The sequence below is a fragment of the Balneola sp. genome (assembly GCA_003712055.1).
Classification (GTDB): Bacteria; Bacteroidota; Rhodothermia; order Balneolales; family Balneolaceae; genus RHLJ01.
On the sequence record RHLJ01000002.1, the window covers coordinates 256,877 to 276,532 of the forward strand.

Consider the following 19,656-nt stretch of genomic DNA (forward strand, 5'->3'; position numbering starts at 1 on the left):
AGGATTTCTTTTTTACATGACCGCTCGCAAACAAACCCCATTAATGCGGCAATACAACGAAATTAAGGAAGAACACCCGGGGACTATTTTACTTTTCAGGGTTGGGGATTTTTACGAGACGTTTTCTGATGACGCTATTCTGGTAAGCAAAGAGCTGGGCATAACACTTACCAAAAGAAATAATGGGGGAGATCAAACCCCGCTTGCCGGTTTTCCCTTTCACGCTCTGGATACCTATCTGCCGAAGCTGGTAAAGAAAGGATATAAAGTTGCGGTTTGTGAGCAGACGGAGGCTCCCGAAGAAGCAAAAAAAGCCGGGCGAAAAATAGTAGAACGTGAAGTCACCGAAATCACTACTCCCGGTGTAACGATGTCGGAGAAGCTGCTTGAGCACAAGCGGAATAACTACATCATGTCTTTGTTTTGGACAAAGGATAGCCTAGGTGTGGCCTTTTCGGATATTTCTACCGGGGAGTTTGGGCTTAGCGAAATCCGGGAGCAGGAACTGGATAGCTTGCTTGCTGGCATTCAACCCGCTGAGATTTTAGTTCAAACTAAAAAGAAGAATACCCTGAATGGTAGTTTTACCCCTTTCAATATTACCTATATCGATGATTGGGTGTATGAAGGTGATTACGGGTATAAATTACTGACGGAGCATTTTAACACACATTCTCTAAAAGGTTTTGGAGTTGAAGAGCTAAATACGGCGCAAGTCGCAGCCGGCTCACTGCTGCACTATATGCAGGAAACCCAGAAGGCCTATTTGCGGCATCTTCGAAGACTGTATGCCTATGAGAGCAATGAGTTCATGTCTTTGGACCCATCTACCAAACGTAATCTTGAGCTTACAGCAAGTTTACAAGAGGGTGGGGTTGAAGGAACTCTCATTTCGATTCTCGATAATACTTGTACTGCCATGGGAGGTCGACTCCTGCGCAAGTGGATCATGCGCCCGCTGAAGCTTCTCAAACCAATTCATCAAAGGCTGGATGCGGTCGAGGAATTATTCAAAGCTCATACTATTCGAAGTACGCTTCGCGAGGAGTTGGAGCAAGTAGGCGATCTAGAGCGATTAATCTCAAGAATATGTGTAGGGCGTTCCAATGCAAGAGACCTTGTCCAGGTAAAGCTGTCTCTTCTTCAGTTACCGAGGATAAAGAGTCAGTTCGCTGCTATAGATAATCCATTGTTGCAGGATATTGGCAAAAGAATGCGGTTTTTGATTGATTTGCAGGATCGTATTAGTCAAACTATTGCAGATGAACCCCCCGCAGGTATCCGCGATGGGAATATGATTCGGGAAGGATTTAATGCAGAATTGGACGAGCTCAGGGATATCGCCAAGAATGGAAAATCCTATATCGCTAAAATTAAAGATCAGCTTTCAGCGGAAACAGGAATAACATCACTAAAAATTGGCTATAACAAGGTATTTGGGTATTACATTGAGGTGACCAATGCTCATAAAGACAAGGTACCTGAGACCTTCATCCGCAAGCAAACACTGGTAAATGCAGAGCGGTACATCACTCCCGAACTAAAAGAAATTGAAGAGAAAATTCTTTCTGCTGAAGATCGAAGTAAGAGCCTTGAGTTTGAGTTATTTGAAGAGATTAGATTGTTCACGGCTGAGTTTGCAGACGATATCCAGCAAATAGCTTATGCACTTTCTCAGCTCGATTGTATTCAAAGTTTTGCAGAAGTAGCCTTCCGGAATAATTATGCCAAACCTGAAGTAAGAGATTCAGAAAAGATCGATATCAAAAAAGGAAGGCATCCTGTAGTGGAGCAATCCTTACCCCTTGGTGAACCTTTTATTCCAAATGATATTGAGCTCGATAATTCGGAACAGCAGATTATGATTATTACCGGGCCTAACATGGCTGGTAAGAGTATCATACTCAGGCAGACTGGGCTGATCGTTTTACTTGCTCAAATAGGAAGTTTTGTCCCGGCCGAATCAGCTCATATTGGTTTGGTTGATAAGATTTTCACAAGGGTTGGCGCCTCTGATAACCTGGCTGCTGGTGAAAGTACCTTTCTTGTTGAGATGAATGAAGCTGCCAATATTCTAAACAATGCTACTCCAAGATCGCTCATTTTATTAGATGAAGTTGGGCGCGGAACCAGCACATTTGACGGGTTGAGTATTGCTTGGTCGCTGGCAGAGTATCTTCATAACCAGGCATCAGTAGCAGCAAAGACTTTATTTGCTACGCATTACCACGAGTTGAATGAGCTTGAGCAAATGTACGACCGTGTTAAGAATTTTAACGTGCAGGTGAAAGAGCATGACGGGAAAGTGATCTTTCTTAGGAAACTTATTCGAGGAGGAGCCGATCATAGCTATGGCATCCAGGTGGCAAATATGGCAGGTTTACCGGAGGTAGTGATAAATCGAGCGAAAGAAATTTTGGGGAACCTCGAAAATCATAGCCTGGATATCACGAACAAAAACGGAAGTATTGAGCAAAAAGCCACTGAAGGAAAAAAGGCTGCTCAACATCTTTCTCAGAATTTGGAGAAGCAGGAGTCTATTGAGCAGATGAGTTTATTTACTACTCATATCGATCCTCGATTGGAAACACTCATGAATAAACTTGAAGCTACCGATCCAAACCGAATGACTCCCATAGAAGCATTAATGCTGGTTAACGAACTTAAAAGGGTATTGGGTAATTAAAACTTTCAAAAGTCCCCTCTTGAGAAGCCCGTCCTGAACTCGATTCAGGAGGGATTAGGGGGGGTGAAAAAAATGCCTAGAAGAATAATTATACCATATAACCCGCGACTCAAAGAACTAGCCAGAAAACTTCGCAATAATCCAACTAAAGCCGAAACCATTTTATGGAAGTCACTCAAAGGCAAACAATGTTTTGGATATGATTTCCATCGACAAAAGCCATTGGGCAATTTCATCGTTGATTTCTTTTGTCAGGAGTTAATGTTGGTAATAGAGGTAGATGGAGTTTCTCACAATCTGAAAGATGTCAGAGCTAGAGATCAAGAAAAGGAAAGCTTCCTAAAAGGATTAGGCATATCTGTTTTAAGATTTCAAGATAATGATATTTACCCTGAAAACAGGGATGCTTTGATGGAAATAGAACGCTATGTTCTGAGCTATGAGCAAAATTATGGTACTAAGAATTAATTCTGCACACCCCCACCCCCCTCTCAAGAGGGGGCTTGATATCTTTTCTATTCTTTTGAAATGTGTTGAAAAGAGTTGTGGATATGGTTTGTGCAGTTATTTAAGAATATTATTCGATAAGTCCCCTCTTGAGAGGGGATTTAGGGGTGTGCCCAATAGTGCATCTTTTATTTCATGAAAACCTCTGCCAAACATATCGCGGACCGTATTCGGTTGATGATCTCAACCAAGCAGTTTCAGGTTGGAGAGGTACTCCCATCTACCAGGGAGTTGGGTCAGCAATTGGGAGCCAGCTTTCATACCGTTCGAAAGGCTTATCATATCTTAGCGAAGGAGGGGTTAATCACGGGGGAGCAGGGAAGGGGATTTATTGTGAATCGCCAAACCTCGCTTATGGATAAGGAGGCCCGTCTTGAGGTTGGTGGAGAGAAAGTACAGGCGCTTATTGAAGAATTAGTAGGCTACGGTCTGGATGAAGCTGAAATAGAACTTCTATTCCAGGAACAACTCGACTTTATGGAATGGCCTAACCGGATTCAATCGTGCGCAAGTGTAGGAGAAAACGAGGAGCTGGCAAGTATGCTGGCCAGTGCTATCAAAAAACAGATAGGTGTAAAAAGTAAGGTACTTGATGTAGATCAGTATGAAAGTGCTGCGACTTTTGATGCTCTTTTTGTGCCTATTCACTTGATGCACAAATATAAGTCCTTAAGCGAATCGATCATGATTATTCCTATTATTTATGGCTATGATCCCGAGGTACTGCTCTCAGTAGTTGATCGCTTTGGCATTCAAACTATTGGACTGGTTACAGCTGAAGAGGAAACAATCCCTAAGATTTTAAGCCAGTTAAAGAATACAATCCCTTTTGAGGGATCTTTTGTAGCCGGAAGTATTTATGGGAAATCTCTTCCACTGTTTGTCCGTGAGACAGATTTGATTCTTTATACCCCGGATAGCGCCCGGCTAGTTGAACAGAAAGTGCCACAGAAAAGCCGGATTAGACTGGAATATACATTAAGTGATCGAAGCGCCGAGATGATCCGCTCTGAACTTTGGGATCAGTAACCCTTCCCATTTTGTCATTCTGAGGCTACTGCCGAAGAATCTAAACGAATTTCCAACTGGATCCTTCGCAGGTATGCTCAGGATGACTTTTCCTTATTCTATCTCAAAACCATAGGTGATTTCAGAAACCTTCTCCAACGCTTTTGAGACAGAACAGTATTTAGTAACTGAAAGATCGAGAGCTCGCTTTACTTTGGCCGGGTCTAAATCACCGGACAGGGTGTACTGCATATGAATCGTCTTAAACTCGGAATATCCACCGTCGGTTTTCTGCTTATCCCCATCTACTTCCACATAAAGACTTTCAACAACCTGCTTTTGCTTTCCAAGAATAGATAGTACATCGATGGCGCTACAGCCTGCGGCTCCCGCTAGAAGTAGTTGCATGGGACTTAATCCACCTTCCAATCCACCTATCCTGTTGGTACCGTCAATACGGATATTACCATTGGTTTCATTTCCTGCTTCAAAGTGTAGGTCTGTTCCTAGCCAGTTTAAATTGATGATCATTAGTATAAATTTTTAAACTGAAGGTAGTGGTTTTTGATTTTTGTTGTGGCTTCATTTGCAGTAGTTAGTTCCATCCGCGAACGAAGTGAAGCGGTCTCAGTATGAAAAGCTGGAAATTTCGGGATCACTTCGCTCCGCTCGTGAATGGGCGGGCATCTGCGAGCATAGCGAAGCAGTCTCAGAATTGGGGAGTATGAGAAGCTAGAAATACCGGGATCACTTCGCTCCGCTTGTGAATGGTAATTTAAATGTGGGGAATGATCCCGAGGTATTGAATTGATGGTCTCAGTAACGTAACTTTGTCCCGATCAAAAAAGATTATGAAACAGTTCCGAATAAATACCACCCCAGATTACGGAAATAAGTATTACCCAATACTTAAGGGAAGGAGTTTATCCGGTTTATAATCATTTGTATAAAAAAGAGATTTTTAAAAGCCCGGGTAATCGTTATCCGGGCTTTTTTTATGGGAGTACGCCAACGTTGGAGAGTTGGACCAGACTGTAACTCTGGTGTTTGAAAAAACTTGGCAGGTTCGAATCCTGCTATTCCCACTACTAATAACAAAAACCCAAAAAATATGCGTGTGAATCAAAAACCAACCGGGGATAACCCCTGGTATGATCGATCATTTTTCGGGATAGAAGAAAACAATTACACCTGAATTGATATCTGAATAGCCCTCAGGTCATTCGGCTTCGGTTAGGTTGGTTTTCTTCTTCCCTTTTATAAAAAAACCAATTTAATCAATCCGGAAAGGAAGCTGTTTTGACACCTTCAGAATATCAATTAATCAAAGAATGCCTCGGCATTCAAAAGAAACCTTATTTCTACTTCAAGGATAAATACGCCCTTGATATCGCAAAAATACTATGCGATAGATACCATGAAGTAAGGATAGGCGATTTAAAGAGATCCAGGTTTGCTTTTGTACTCAATAAAGAACCTGTGAAACAGATTGTTTCTGGTATCGGACGAGGTACCATTCGGTCTGACGATCTTGAATATTCGCTAATGCAAGAAGGAAAGGAGTTTTGGTATACACTATCTGAATGGGGTGAATTTAAACGCCACCGCAATGATAGCTACTACCAGACATCCCGACCAGGTGTAAATCTTGTTTTACAACTTAATTTCGATAATGCTCACAACAGGCTGTACAACCAATTAGTAAAGCCTGAAAAAAGTGATCACCCATTCGCTTTTACCTCTCATCCGGTATCAGTAAGAAGAGTGTACACGATGTGTTGGGCACGGTTAGATATTTCGTTAGAAACAGGAGAGGTACTTGTTGAAGAAATCCAAAATGACTGGCTTCGAGAAGTGAAACGAATAATCGATTCGCTGGCATATTGGGAAAAACAAGGCCAGGATGTAAGTGGACACTGGTTGGTATCTCGAACAACTTTAGCAGCCCTCAGAAAATATTACTCTGAACTGCTTAAGCCCTACTACAAACTTTGGGAGGAAGCGATATTAAACCTCGTTCTTAGTTTTAGTAAAGAGGAGTTAGGTATTAACAATATCTATTACCATACCTACGAAAGTGGGGAGTATCTAAAAGGATACTATAGATATTCTCTACCTCCACGGTCCATTTATACACAGCTGCCAAAGCGATTTGGTTTTTCTAAAACGGATAAGGCTCCGGAATTAATCAAAAAGGATAATTATCTGAGAAAGAAACTCCGAAGAAAATCGCTAAGCTGGTTCCAACTTATGCTCTAAAAAAAGAGGCTTCCCGGATGGGAAGCTTCTTTTCTGTTTCATTCTCCAATATCAAACCGAAGACGCATGGTGATGGTGGCGGTCTTCATTTTTGAGGAAGTATTGAACGTACCTCCCCAGCTATAATCATCATTTGAATGCTGAGCAATGATTTGAAAAATTCCCATTTGGGCATGTTTAAGATCCCCAAGGTCAGCCTTTGATCGGGATGCAATTTGTTCTGCACGGGTACGAGCATCTTCCGTTGCAGCAGCTATCATCTCGATTTTAAGTTCAGCAAGCCCGGTATAATAATAGCTGGGTGAGTAGGAATAGAATTCCACTCCTTCATTGATGATTTCAGTAATGTCCCGGGATATTTGTTCTACATGGTCTACCTGTTTTGACTCTATGGTAATTTGCTGGGTTAATCGATAACCAACAAAATCACTTCGGATATATTTTCCATTCTCATTATAAACGCTCTTATTCTCTTTGCTAATGGATACTGATGAAAAGGAAAACTCATTCTGGGTTACTCCTTTATCGGTTAGATAATCACTAATAATATCCTGATCCTCTTTAATCAGATCATAGGCTTCCCCCAGGGTTTTTGCCTGTTTTGAAAAACTCCCGCTCCAAACGATTAAGTCTGATTTGAAATCTTTTGAACCAAGTCCGGTTACAAAAATGGTTTCAGAAGCCTGATTGCGGTTATGGTAGGTGTGTACTCCGATAAGGGTGATGATGATGGCTGTGATACAAAGAATGGAAACAGACAGGATGGTTTTTTTCATAATTATGTCTCTTGATGAATGTTTTGTTTTTCATCCGAAGTGCTGTTTTAGGAAAATGTTCCTGGAAAGGGGGTTAATTGTTTTTAACAGTGTGATGTACTTCTTTGTCACCCTGAGCACCGGGGTTTGTTAAGGTTTCGAGATTAATCGCGAAGGGTATCAAATAGTAGAACTGATTGGTATTCCTGCGCTTGATACCTTTCGCTAAGTGAGACACTACCGATTTTCCTCACGGGGAGCTCAAGGTGACAGCAAATAGTTAGTTTGGGATTCAATTAAACCACTCATCTACTAATTCGACCGCTTGTCTAAAAAATTTTGATAAGCTGATATCAACAAGCTATTCTCAGCAGAATTAAACGGAGGAATCATGAATGAAGTAGCATTAATAACTGGGGCGTCAAGCGGTATTGGAACTGATCTGGCACACATCCATGCAGAAAATGGAAAAGATCTAGTGATCGTAGCTCGCCGAGCCGAAAAACTAAACGATTTAAAAGAAGAGCTCGAATCAAAGCATGGTGTTCATGTAAAAGTAATAGCCAAGGATTTAATTGATCCAACTGCTCCAAAAGAGCTGTTTGATGAATTGAATGAAGAAGGGATTGAGGTAGAATACCTCATCAACAATGCTGGTTTCGGCGGGCAGGGTTATTTCCATGAGCAAGACCCGGAGCTTCATAAAAATATGATCACCCTAAATATCACTGCTCTAACTGAACTAACTCGATTATTTCTGCCTGCAATGGTAAAAAAGAATAGCGGAAGGATTCTGCAGGTAGCCAGTACGGCAGCCTATCTTCCGGGGCCTTTACAGGCAGTTTATTTTGCAACCAAGGCCTATGTGAAATCTTTTAGTATGGGAATAGCTGGCGAATTATTGGAAACCAACGTAACCAGTACCGCACTTTGTCCCGGCGCTGTTGCTACGGAGTTTGCCAAAGAAGCCAATCTTGAAAGTACGAGCATGTTTCAAAGTGCCAGGAGTTCCCGCTCTGTAGCTGAATTTGGATATAATGCTATGATGAAAGGAAAGCTGGATGTGATCAATGAGCCGTGGCTCGGTTTTCAGCTTAAATACATGATGCCCTTTATGCCTACCAAAGTGGGTTTGAAGATGATCAAGAAGATGCAGGAGACTCAGTAAAAAAGATTTTTTCTTGTTCTTTTGGACCGCCAAAAGAACCAAAAGCTCCCGGCTAAGATTGCTTCCGGGCATATAATCCAGTTCGTTCTACATAAAACCAAACGCTCGCAAGCGAGCAGGTTTTATGGTTTGAACTCACGGTATGGATTATATGCTATCCCTCCACCAATCTAAGGCCGGATTATTAATGGCCTTTGAATTCTAGGCGGAACAAGTGAGCTCATGTTCGAGCGTGACCAAAGGTCGAATAATTCCACACAGGCTCGATTAGAAAATATATCCGAATAGAACGAAGACCTTTGGAATTATTCAGCGAAGAAATGGTGAATCCGCCTAGAATTCATAGCCTTGATCTTTTGTTACTTTTGCATCAAGGCAAAAGTAAATAGAAGAATTATTTGATCAATTTAGTATTCGGATACGCCGCTAACCACCCAAACCAAAACGATCGATGATAGGGCAAGCGTGATAGTTCTTCTCCCGAATCAGAAATAAGTGCACTTTCGGTGAGCTTCCAGGTAATACCGGATTCATCAATAGCGGTATTCCCATCAAAAGAAGAAAAAGATCGAGTACCTTTTTCATAGACCCTATTTGCTCCAGACTCATCAGTAAGCACTACAAAAGAAACTCCACCCAATTCATTTTCATAAACGGGGTTTTTATTCAGGAAAGAAGATGAAATAGCCAATTGTTCATCCCGGGTTTCATTGAAACGAAGAGCCAGAACTTCTTCCTTATTCTTCAGCCTTCGATCTTTGAAGGGAGTATTGAACATGAGTTGATCGGTAGAGAAGTACTGTTCATAAGCTTTGCCCTCCCGGTAATCCCGCACGTGACCAGTATTCAACGAAAGTACCTGGCTGTCCGGGTGTCTTTCCTTCCAGGCTCTCCAGGTAGTAGTGATCACACTCAGGTGGTTCAGCTTAATCCCTTTACCCACTAAAGGGCCAAGTACAGGCTCTCCCCAAATGGTATTCCACATAGTCTGAGTAGCTTTATCATACATGAGTTTATTGGAGCGATATAAAAACCCACTGGTGCCCAATTCATAATTGGTACCGTTTAGTTCAGTCTCAAATAAAATGACGGTTCCACACAGGGTGCAATACACTCCGGCTACCGGAACACCACCCACTTCATCCACAAACATCTCATGCCAGGCCAGGATACGCTTAGGATAGGCCCTGGAATCCCCATTTATTTCCATTCCAAACACGACGTGATCATCTTCTAAATAAGAAGCCTCACTGGTAGCTACCATAGCCGGATTACGAAGAGGAGGGATGCCATCTTGCAACACCCCTCCCCAACGAATCTCATCCATCCGAATAGTGCGTTCCTCCTGGTGATCCAGGAAATAGTCTTCAAAACGGTTATCAATGAGGCGATACATCTCCGCTTTAAATTGATGGTAATTGGGAATAAGATCCTCGTCCTTTTCCCACAACCACTCATAGAGCTCATTTAAATCATAGCTGGAAGGCGCATCGGTTTTCTTATACAAAATCTCCAGCAAGCGGGTAGAGACTCCCGGATTTCGTTGAAGTGTGATGCTCTCAATGACCATGGTAGAGTAGCTATCTTCCCACTGCTCTTCAATTTGATCCATTACATTTTCCAGAGCTTTCTCTTCTTGAAACTGGAACAGGGATAGGAATAAGTCTTCCGGCTTTATTTTTTGTGCCAGTACAAATTCATTGCTAGTAAGAAAAAGTATTGAGTAAATTATTAGCTGTTTCATTTTTTTGATCAATTTGAGAAATCTAAGGTCATTTAGAATCACGAAAGGATCACATTTTATGAATCAATAGTTACTAACCGTATATCATTAAGGATGTTTTATAGACGAAAAATACTTTTATCCTTATTACAAGTTTTTGATGGACAACTAGATAAGTTATCATTGAATAAACTTATGCTTATCGTTTCAATGCAGCAGGAAAATCCATCATATGATTTTATTCCTTATAAATTCGGTTGTTATTCATTCTCGATGAAAGCTGATTTAAATAAAATGCAAGAGATTGGTTTGATAATAAAGAATGAAACAGCTTATCAAGGAAGCTCTTCTAAGAATTTCTTTAAAGAATTGAATGATTCTGATAAGAAGATTATTAGAAACATAAAGTCTAAATTCTACGGCTTTGATTCTAGAGAATTGATGGAATTCACGTATAAGGCTTACCCCTACTTTGCTATTAATAGCCTTGTAGCTAATGATGTGTTGGATTCTAAATCATATGGGGAAGTAGTTAAAAAAATACCATACAGGGATGAAATTACATTATTTACAATTGGATATGAGGGCATATCACTAGAATCCTATTTTAACAGATTGATAAAGAATGATGTAAAGCTTTTGATAGACGTAAGAAAAAATGCTACAAGCATGAAATATGGATTTTCAAAAAAAACTCTTTCTTATGTCTCGCAAAAGTTAAAAATTAAATATTTGCATATACCTGAATTAGGTATAAATTCTAGTTATCGAAAGAGCTTAGACTCGAAAGAAGATTATAAGTCACTTTTTGATATGTATAGGAAAGAAAATCTTCCCAATACAAAAAAAGAGCAAGAACATATACTCTCCTTATTAAAAGAAGAAAAGCGTGTAGCATTGACTTGTTTTGAAGCAGATAAATGCGAGTGTCATAGAAGTCATTTAGCGGATTCTATAAAAGGTTTGGAGGGTTTTTCTTATTCAGTTATTCATCTTTAGATGCCTCTTACAAAGGTTCTTATAGCGGTTAAAACTTATCCAACACTTTCTTCAAAGTATGAGGAATTAGTATGTACCGCAGGGTTTCTAGAAAATGGAGATTGGATTAGAATCTATCCTGTACCATTTCGAAAGAAATCTTTTAATGAGAGATACCGGAAGTATGAATGGATCGAATTAGATCTTGTTAAAAATACAGCCGACTTTAGACCAGAGAGTTACAGGCCTTGGAAAGAGGATACAGAAATAAACATTTTCGGTCATCTTGATACAAAAGGAAACTGGTATCATCGAAAGAAATACGCATTAAAAAAAGTCTATACAAACATGAGAGAGCTAATTTCTGAGGCTAAGGACAAAAGTATTGGTACATCGTTAGCGACATTTAAGCCAAGAAAGATTTTAGATTTCACAATAGAACAAGTTGAGAGAGAGTGGAGTCCAGAAAAGTTAGCTCTTCTAAATCAATATGGTCTTTTCGAAGAGACATCTACAAAAGAATTCAAAGTAGTTAAGAAACTACCTTACAAGTTTTCATATAAGTTTGAGGATGAAGAAGGAAAAGTCTCAACATTAATGAATGAAGATTGGGAGATAGGGCAACTTTACTGGAAGATGCTTGCTAAATATGAAGGTGATGAACATAAAGCTTGCATCGATGTTAAGAAAAAGTATTTAGATGATTTTGCTAATACCAAAGACTTATATCTTTTTTTAGGAACTACAAAAGCGAACCATTTTAGAGGTCTTAATCCATTTATTATAATAGGTACTTTTCATCCCAAGATTGAGACACAAGGGTCTCTTTTTTAAACCCAATAAAATTAATTTACTCCCTCCTCATCGAAAACACTTCCGTCCGTACCTCTCCATCATTATTTCTGAGGCGTAAGCGGATTTCCATTTCGGTGTCGGATTTACGTTCAAAGACGAGGCCTTTGAGTTCTATCTTATCTTTGGTATGGTTTACCATTTCAAAGGAGACAAAATCATCTTTCTCTTCCCAGCTGGTGATGTCGGGGTTAAAGTGCTTGAGCCTGAGGCCGGTTTCGTCTAGCAACAGGAATTCGTAGAACACGATCTTTCCATCTTTATAGTGGCGGTACATGCCCATCATCGTGCCATCAACAGGGGTAGACCAGGTTTCTTCTGACTGCCCGCCAAAACCATCTCCGGTCCAGGTTCCAACCAGCCAGCCGAAGTCTTCAATATTGAATTCTGAGGATTCTGTGGTTACAAGTTCTATTTCTGTGATCGTGTTGAATGAAATCAACAAAGAAAGGATAGGGAGCGTTAGTATTGCTTTTAGCATGGCGTTTTAGTTAATGGTTGATGGTAGATAGTTAATGGTATGATCTTAGCTTGTTATTTCGAACGAATGTGATAAATCTAAAGACCACTCTTTGTTTACGATTTGTAGATTTCTCGCTCCGCTCGAAATGACAAAAAGAAAACTGAAATATTCAGCTTTTAATAGAATAACAATCGACCCTGGAAAAGGGAGACATTTTTATTTGCTGATGGAAAACTTATAGATCGTGGTTGTGCTGTACACCTGATCTATATCTAATTCCACAGATGGGAAATGTGGTTGATTGGGGGAATCGGGGAAGTGCTGGGTTTCAAGGCAAAGACCCATATGCTTATGATTTGAGCCCCCCTTTTTTCCTGGTGGTGTATTTGCCAATGCATTCCCGGAATAGAATTGAATACCAGGTTCAGTAGTATATACTTCTATCATCCGCCCGGATTTTTGGTGAGATAGCACAGCCATTGGCTGAGTCATATCTCCGGGATTGTTGAGTACCCAGGTAAAGTCAAAGCCTCCAGCCAGCCGAAGTTGCGGATGATCTTTTTCTATGTTTACTCCTATTTCTTTGGCCGTTCGGAAATCGAAGGGTGTTTCGGATACGGGTTCCAGTCTTCCTGTTGGTATGGATCCTTCTTTTATCTCAACATAGCGGTCAGCATTAATACTTAATTCATGTCCGAGAATGTCTTCTTTCATTCCGGATAGATTGAAATAACTGTGCTGGGAGAGGTTAATGATGGTCTTTTTGTCGGTGGTGGCTCTATATTCTATTTCAAAGGTATCTTCATCGGTGAGCGTATAAATTACGCGTATCGTTAAGGCGCCTGGGAATCCTTCTTCACCATCCGGACTAGTGTAGCTCAGTTCCAGTACTTTACCTTTCTCCGAAGAGATCTCTTTTCCTTTCCACACTACAGTATGAAATCCATGATCTCCTCCATGCAGGTTGTTTTCTCCATCGTTCTTCTCGAGCTGGTAAGTGATGCCATCCAATTCAAAAGAAGCGCCTGCAATTCGGTTTCCATAACGGCCAATTAGTGCTCCCAGGAAATAGGGGGAGTTCAGGTAGTTTTTGAGGCTATCATGCCCAAGAACAATGTCTTCGAATACTCCGTGTTTATCCGGAACAAAAAGGTGAGTGATAATACCACCGTATTCTATGGCCTTCAGCTCGACACCGTTTTTATTGGTGAGTGTGAACTGGTGGATGGGAGTGCCGTCAGGGAGGGTGCCGTAGTGGGTTTTTGTGGAGTGTGTACTCAATGATGTTTTCCTGTGAAAGTAATGATTTTACTTTTGCCTTGATGCCCCGTTTTTCAACGGGGCGGGCGCCAGTACCAAAAGATCAAGGCTGAGAAATTTGAAAGGCGTTCATGAAGCACCTGCTGAATAAATCCGAAGGTCTTCGTTCTTTCTAAACAGTTTTCATACTAATGACCTGAACGGATTTATTCGCACTTCGTGCACACAGGTCCTTCTATTCACTTTCTCCTTTCAAATTTCTAAGGCCGCTTTTTTTAATCCGGCCTTAGATTGGTGGAGGGATAGCATATAATCCATACCGTGAGTTCAAACCATAAAACCTGCTCGCCTGCGAGCGTTTGGTTTTATGTAGAACGAGCTGGATTATATGCCCGGAAGCAATCTTAGCCGGGAGCTTTTGCTACTTTTGTCGGTACAAAAGTAGAAGGAGTTGCCCTAAATGGTTGTGTACTTTTGGCTTGATCCTCCGTTCTTCAACGGGTCGTTCAAAAGGACAAATAGAAAATGGATTAGATTTCCGTGCTCAAAAAAGATCCTGAAACAAGTTCAGGATGACTCATGAATTGAAAGTCTATTCCCCGATATGCTTATGATTCCCTTTATCGTGCCGCTTGCGTAGGGTTTTAACTACTTTGTGGAACGGGATTTTTTTTTCGGCAAGAAGGAGCATAAGGTGGAACAAAAGGTCTGAGGCTTCTTCAATGGTTTCTTTCTTGCCCTTGTTTTTTGAAGCAATAACGGTTTCTACTGCTTCTTCTCCTACTTTCTGGGCGATTTTATCCAGGCCTTTGCGGAACATGGTAGTAGTGTAGGAGCCTTTCGGCATTTCATCCTTTCGCTCGTAAAGCAAATCCTCCAGTTCTCTTAAAAACTCAAGGTCTTTATCAGTAAGTGGTTTGTTTACGCCCATCCGTAGTTTTTAGCTAGCTCAAATTGCGTGGCAAAGTTCTCCATTTTAAACGTACGAATCAAAGATTCGGGGAAATTTAATATTGATTCTACTATTGTCATTTCGAGCGGAGCGAGAAATCTAAAAATTGATCTTTGTTTGCGTTGTGCAGATTTCTCGCTCCGCTCGAAATGACAAAGAGTGAATAACCCGGGCAAAGTTGCCACTGCTTGCGCAACGGCAAGGCTCTGCCAGGGCGAGGTCAGCTACGCTAACGCGCTGTTTCCTATAATGGTGATCCCTTTACGACTCCTTTTTTAGTGGCTTTTTCTCCTACCATCGAAACCGGAACAAATTTTCTTATTTCTGAGGAAGCATTATCCCAATCTGAAAGAAGGTAGGTAGCCTTAGATGAGCCAGTTTCTTTCGCATAATCCTCAAGAATGGATTTCAGGTGGAAGAGATCTGCTTTTGAAATGTTGTCTTCGGCAATATAGTCCTTGTTGATTTTGGAGCCCGGATTCTCATACATATATAAAATACCTCCGGTCATTCCCGCTCCGATATTGTCTGAAGTAGCGCCAAGAATTACCACTGTTCCATTGGTCATGTATTCACAGGCATGCAAACCGGTTCCTTCCACAACGGCAGTTGCTCCACTATTCCGAACGGCAAAGCGGTCACCTGCCTGACCATGCACATACAGTGTTCCTCCAGTTGCACCATATAATGCACAGTTACCGATAATAGCATTATCCTCGGGAGCGTAACTAGCATTGGCCGGAGGAACTATAACCGTCTTACCTCCGTGCATCGACTTACATACTGAGTCATTAGCTTCACCAACAAGCCGAATATCTACTTCCTTGGTTTGGAATACCCCAAAACTTTGTCCAGCACTTCCCTCAAACCCGAGTTTGATTTTTCCGGTATATGGCTTAACAGAAGTTTCTTCCTCTTTAATACCAGCCAATCGGGCGACGCTTTGTCGTTGGGCGAGATAGCCAAATAAGGTAGCCAGAGCCGAGCGATCCGTATTAATGATCTTATACTGCTTATCAGCATCTTTATTCTTTTCAATCACTTTTTCCAGATCGGAAAGCACTTCGGCGTTCAGTGCACTAATAGGTTCCGAAAGTCCTTCCAGAGAAACTTCTTTCTTATATGCAGGTGCATTCAGGAAAAAGCCCAAATCAAGGTTTAGGGTATTGATGAGTTCCAGATGGGTACCGTTAATAGAAAGCAGGTTGGTATCACCACAAATTTCATCTAGTGATGTTTTACCCATTGAAGCCAGGATACGTCGCACATCTTCGGCGATATAAGTAAGGCCTTTTACAATGTGATCTTTATGACCAACATATTTGGCTTTGAATTTTGGATCGTGAGTAGCAATCCCACGAGGGCAGGTATTTTTTTCACAGATTCGCGCCATTACACAGCCTTCAGCAATAAGCAGAAATTTTCCGAAATCGAATTCCTCGGCGCCAAGAATAGAACCAATCACAATATCCTTTCCGCAAGAAAGGCCACCATCTGTTCGAAGAACCACATGATCGCGGAGGTTATTCTCAACCAAAGCCTGATGAACTTCAAGCAACCCTATTTCCCAGGGAAGTCCTGCATGTTTCATAGAGCTTAAAGAGGCCGCTCCGGTTCCACCTTCTCCTCCGGAAACCTGGATGGAATCAGCGCCAGCTTTAGCAACTCCAACAGCAATAGTTCCAATATTTTCACCAGCAACAAGCTTCACACTTACTTTTCCCTCAGGGTGGATTTGCTTGAGGTCATTAATCAATTGCTTTAGATCCTCTATACTATAAATGTCGTGCAAAGGAGGTGGAGAGATCAGGTCAAAACCCGGGTTGGCAAAACGGGCTTTAGCAATATCTGCATCCACTTTAATACCCATGAGCTGGCCACCTTCACCAGGTTTTGCTCCCTGGCATACTTTGATCTGGATTTCTTCTCCCGAAACAAGGTATTCGGCGGTTACTCCAAATCTGCCTGAAGCTATTTGTTTGACAGACGCTCCGATTCCTTCTTTAAAATAGTATGGGTTTTCGCCTCCTTCACCACTGTTACATCTTCCCCCAATTTCCTTCATGGCAAGGAAGATATCTCGTTGCGATTCAGCGCTGATAGCTCCAAAGGACATTGCCCCTGAGCCAAAAGTCTTAAGGATGTGACCAGCTTCTTTGACCTTGTCTAGAGAGGCAGGAGTTTCTGCTTTTTTAGTATTGAAGAGGTGCCTCAGTGCTACGGGTTCGTCTTCGAGTCCAAGTTTGAGGTACTCGTCATAAAGCTCCATATCGTTAAGTTCCAATCCCTGTTGCTGTACCAGGTCATGGATGATTTTAGACCGTGTATTGGTCATGGAATGCTTTTCGCCAACGGTTCCTCTCGTATGTTCTTTGTACTGATAGCTTTTTATGGGTTTAAAAGTAGCTAGTGATTCTTCCGTTAAATCACTGGTTCGTTCTAACACCATTTCTGCAATCTGGTCAATTTCCAGACCACCAATAGGGCTTTGAATGCCCGGGAAGTACTCATTGATAACTCCTTGACCCAGGCCTAAGGCTGAGAATAATTTTGCGCTCTGATAACTTCTTACGACAGAGATTCCAGACTTGGCCATCACTTTAAGCAGGCCATTCTCCATTGCTTTGAGGAGGTTTCTCTCTTTTGTATCAGAATCCAGGTTTTTCAAAGCACGGGCCGGATCATTCCGGGCTATATCAAGTGCCAGATATGGGCATACTGCCTGAGCACCAAATCCAATGAGTGCTGAAGCATGATGCGTACTTTTTACTTCACCGGTATCAACAATTACGGCGGCATTTAATTTGAGACCTTCATCATTGAGGGAGTTAACCACTCTGCGAAGGGTAAGTAAGCTTGGAAGCGGTGTTTGATCCAGGTTTGCAGATCGGTCACTTAAAATTAAGATGGTGTGGCCATCACGTACAGCCTGAATAGCTTCTTCCCCAATTTTTGTAAGTCTGGCTTTAAAGCCAACTACTCCATGTGTTCGCTTAAAGGTTGTATTGATTACAAAGGGAACCACCCGGTCTTGTTCGGTGCTGTTCTTAATACAAGAGTATATATAGTCCATTTGGGCGAGGCTCAAGAATGGGCTTTTGACCTCATAAGCAGGGGCTGGAGGGATGAGTTCTTTTGGTTCGAAGATGTTGGGCTTTTTGCCCAGGTACACCGTCAGGTCGGTAACCACTTTTTCTCTTATATAATCGAGAGGTGGGTTGGTAACCTGAGAGAAATTCTGGAAGAAGAAATCGAAAAAGGGACGTGGTTCGGTCGATAATACAGCCAGTCGGGCAGTGTCTCCCATGGAACCAATAGGCTCTTTACCTTTTTCGGCCATTGGGTAGATGATCTTCGAGAGTTCTTCATCGGTACAGGAGAAGAAAGGCTTTTTGTCCTCAAAGCGCTCTTTGATATCACCCACTTTTTCAGGGATGAGTTCAACACGTGCATCGAAGGGGGCATCATGGTTTTCTCTAGAATGACTTGGATCTCGGAAAAGTACCTTTCCTGAAGCCAGGTCGACGGTGACTCCACGTCCGGCATATAATGTTCCTTTGCCTTCAATAATACCTTCATCAATCTCGAAAGTGCCTGCTTCTGAGGAGAGGTAGAAATGATCAGCGGTTCGGGTCCAGCGACAAGGGCGGAATCCGTTTCGATCTAGTCGTGCTCCAATCGTATATCCATTTGCATAAGTAATGAGGGCTGGTCCGTCCCAGGGCTCCATGGCTCGGCTCCAGAATTTGTAGAATTTATTGCCTTCGGTAGCAGGAGGCATACAAATAGCCAGGATATCTTCTACATTTGGAATACTACTTCGATAGCGTAGTGCCTCCACCATTTCGTTTAAGCTTCCTGAGTCGCTGATGCCATTTCGGGTAAGCAATTCATTCTTTTCAGCACCAATCATTTTTTCGCGCGACTTCGCCCAGGAGCGATTACCCGCAATGGTATTAATTTCCCCGTTGTGGCCGATTAGCCGGAAAGGCTGAGCCTTATCCCACGAAGTAGTGGTATTGGTACTAAAGCGGCGATGGAAGAGACAAAACCGGGTGGTGTATTTGGGGTTCTTTAAATCAAGATAGAACTCTTCCAATGCATAGGACTGAGTGAGGGCCTTATATATAATAGTCTTTGCAGAAAGAGAGGTGAAATATAAGGCGTCTTCAAGCTTTTCATTTAATAGCTTTGATTTGGTAAGCTGTTTAGCTGTGTATAATCTCTTATCAAAAGAGAGCATGGTTTTCGCTCGAGCCGGACGTTTGATTACTGCATGAAGAATATCCGGAACACTAAGGGTGGCATCTTCACCTAATACATCGCTGTTCACTGGTACATCTCTGTATTCCAGAACATCTAACCCAAACAGGGCAAAGGTGCTTTCAAAAACCTTAAGGGCTTTTTGTTGGCGGGATTTATCTTTGGATAAAAAGAGGGTGGCTACGGCTACTGCATCTTGCTCATAGCCGAGCATATCGAAAGGGATATCGGTCATAATCCCGGCGCCATCTCCGGTTAAACCGTCTGCGGCACAAGCACCTCTATGCTCTACACAACGGAGCGCATGCAGACCCTGAAGCAAATGACTGTTGCTATATTCCTGATGCCGGCTCACAACAAATCCTACTCCACAGGCCGACTTCTCTGCTCCTGTATACCTAAATTTTTTCTGATCCTTCATTGCGTGAAAGTTACTTTTTCGACAGTGAGAACCTTCAAAAAGCATAAAAAAATGCAGGATGTCAAACTTTAGATGAGTTGGTAAATCGTGGTTTAAACTAAATAAATAAGGGTTTTAGGGGGTTAATGAGGTGCGAGAACCACTATGCAAAAAGAAAGAGTTTTTAATGCAATTTAGAAAAGCGCTTTCGGGTATATTGGTGTATAATTATTTATTTAGGTATTTAAATCTCATGGCCTAAATAAATAAAATTTAGATTTTTCTCTCTTTTCTGCCGTCATCCCTGTAGATGTTAGACAATTTGATGATAAAAATTATATAAGCCTCTATTCTTGGGATTGAAAAAGTCTCACAAAGAAAA

General features: G+C 41.7%; 14 protein-coding genes. 7 read left to right on the forward strand and 7 right to left on the reverse strand.

The genetic code is table 11. The annotated features are described in order from the left end of the window. Positions 1 to 16: 16 nt before the first annotated feature. The 3 genes from mutS (at position 17) to ED557_06145 (ending at position 4,222) form a co-directional block, all read left to right on the forward strand. On the forward strand, positions 17 to 2,686 hold the full coding sequence (gene mutS / locus ED557_06135) for a DNA mismatch repair protein MutS (protein ID RNC84555.1): 2,670 nt from the start codon (positions 17 to 19) through the stop codon (positions 2,684 to 2,686). A gap of 72 nt (positions 2,687 to 2,758) precedes the next feature. After that, on the forward strand, positions 2,759 to 3,154 hold the full coding sequence (locus tag ED557_06140; protein RNC84556.1) for an endonuclease domain-containing protein: 396 nt from the start codon (positions 2,759 to 2,761) through the stop codon (positions 3,152 to 3,154). A 174-nt stretch (positions 3,155 to 3,328) separates the two neighbouring features. Next, positions 3,329 to 4,222: a GntR family transcriptional regulator gene (locus tag ED557_06145; protein RNC84557.1), complete on the forward strand. Its 894-nt coding sequence runs from the start codon at positions 3,329 to 3,331 to the stop codon at positions 4,220 to 4,222. 93 nt (positions 4,223 to 4,315) lie between these two features. Here ED557_06145 and ED557_06150 read toward each other — a convergent pair whose 3' ends face one another. Next, entirely contained in the window at positions 4,316 to 4,732 is a 417-nt protein-coding gene (locus ED557_06150; GenBank protein ID RNC84558.1) for an OsmC family peroxiredoxin, read from the reverse strand. A 768-nt stretch (positions 4,733 to 5,500) separates the two neighbouring features. Between ED557_06150 and ED557_06155 the strand changes: the two genes are divergently transcribed. Further along, on the forward strand, positions 5,501 to 6,460 hold the full coding sequence (locus tag ED557_06155) for a hypothetical protein (GenBank protein ID RNC84559.1): 960 nt from the start codon (positions 5,501 to 5,503) through the stop codon (positions 6,458 to 6,460). 38 nt (positions 6,461 to 6,498) lie between these two features. On the opposite strand, the gene ED557_06160 is transcribed toward ED557_06155, so the two are convergent. Further along, positions 6,499 to 7,236 carry an SIMPL domain-containing protein gene (locus tag ED557_06160; protein RNC84560.1) on the reverse strand — a complete coding sequence of 246 codons (738 nt, stop codon included), beginning with the start codon at positions 7,234 to 7,236 and terminating at the stop codon, positions 6,499 to 6,501. A gap of 370 nt (positions 7,237 to 7,606) precedes the next feature. Here ED557_06160 and ED557_06165 point away from each other — a divergent pair, with 370 nt between their 5' ends. After that, positions 7,607 to 8,383 carry an SDR family oxidoreductase gene (locus ED557_06165; GenBank protein RNC84561.1) on the forward strand — a complete coding sequence of 259 codons (777 nt, stop codon included), beginning with the start codon at positions 7,607 to 7,609 and terminating at the stop codon, positions 8,381 to 8,383. Between the two features lie 394 nt (positions 8,384 to 8,777). Here ED557_06165 and ED557_06170 read toward each other — a convergent pair whose 3' ends face one another. Then, positions 8,778 to 10,127, reverse strand: a complete 1,350-nt coding sequence (locus ED557_06170; protein RNC84562.1) for a DUF3179 domain-containing protein — start codon at positions 10,125 to 10,127, stop codon at positions 8,778 to 8,780. A 93-nt stretch (positions 10,128 to 10,220) separates the two neighbouring features. Here ED557_06170 and ED557_06175 point away from each other — a divergent pair, with 93 nt between their 5' ends. Both ED557_06175 and ED557_06180 read left to right on the forward strand, forming a co-directional pair. Beyond that, positions 10,221 to 11,105, forward strand: coding sequence for a DUF488 domain-containing protein (locus ED557_06175; GenBank protein ID RNC84563.1), 885 nt, complete (start codon positions 10,221 to 10,223; stop codon positions 11,103 to 11,105). Then, positions 11,106 to 11,918: a hypothetical protein gene (locus tag ED557_06180; GenBank protein ID RNC84564.1), complete on the forward strand. Its 813-nt coding sequence runs from the start codon at positions 11,106 to 11,108 to the stop codon at positions 11,916 to 11,918. It begins immediately after the preceding gene. 16 nt (positions 11,919 to 11,934) lie between these two features. Here the strand turns inward: ED557_06180 and ED557_06185 are convergent, their stop codons facing one another. From ED557_06185 to ED557_06200, 4 genes are all read right to left on the reverse strand, one after another. Continuing rightward, positions 11,935 to 12,417: a hypothetical protein gene (locus tag ED557_06185; protein RNC84565.1), complete on the reverse strand. Its 483-nt coding sequence runs from the start codon at positions 12,415 to 12,417 to the stop codon at positions 11,935 to 11,937. A gap of 198 nt (positions 12,418 to 12,615) precedes the next feature. Further along, positions 12,616 to 13,680, reverse strand: coding sequence for a galactose mutarotase (locus ED557_06190; GenBank protein ID RNC84566.1), 1,065 nt, complete (start codon positions 13,678 to 13,680; stop codon positions 12,616 to 12,618). 571 nt (positions 13,681 to 14,251) lie between these two features. Beyond that, positions 14,252 to 14,590: a phosphoribosyl-ATP diphosphatase gene (gene hisE / locus ED557_06195; protein ID RNC84567.1), complete on the reverse strand. Its 339-nt coding sequence runs from the start codon at positions 14,588 to 14,590 to the stop codon at positions 14,252 to 14,254. Positions 14,591 to 14,855: 265 nt separating this feature from the next. Then, entirely contained in the window at positions 14,856 to 19,295 is a 4,440-nt protein-coding gene (locus ED557_06200; GenBank protein ID RNC84568.1) for a glutamate synthase large subunit, read from the reverse strand. Positions 19,296 to 19,656 lie beyond the last annotated feature (361 nt).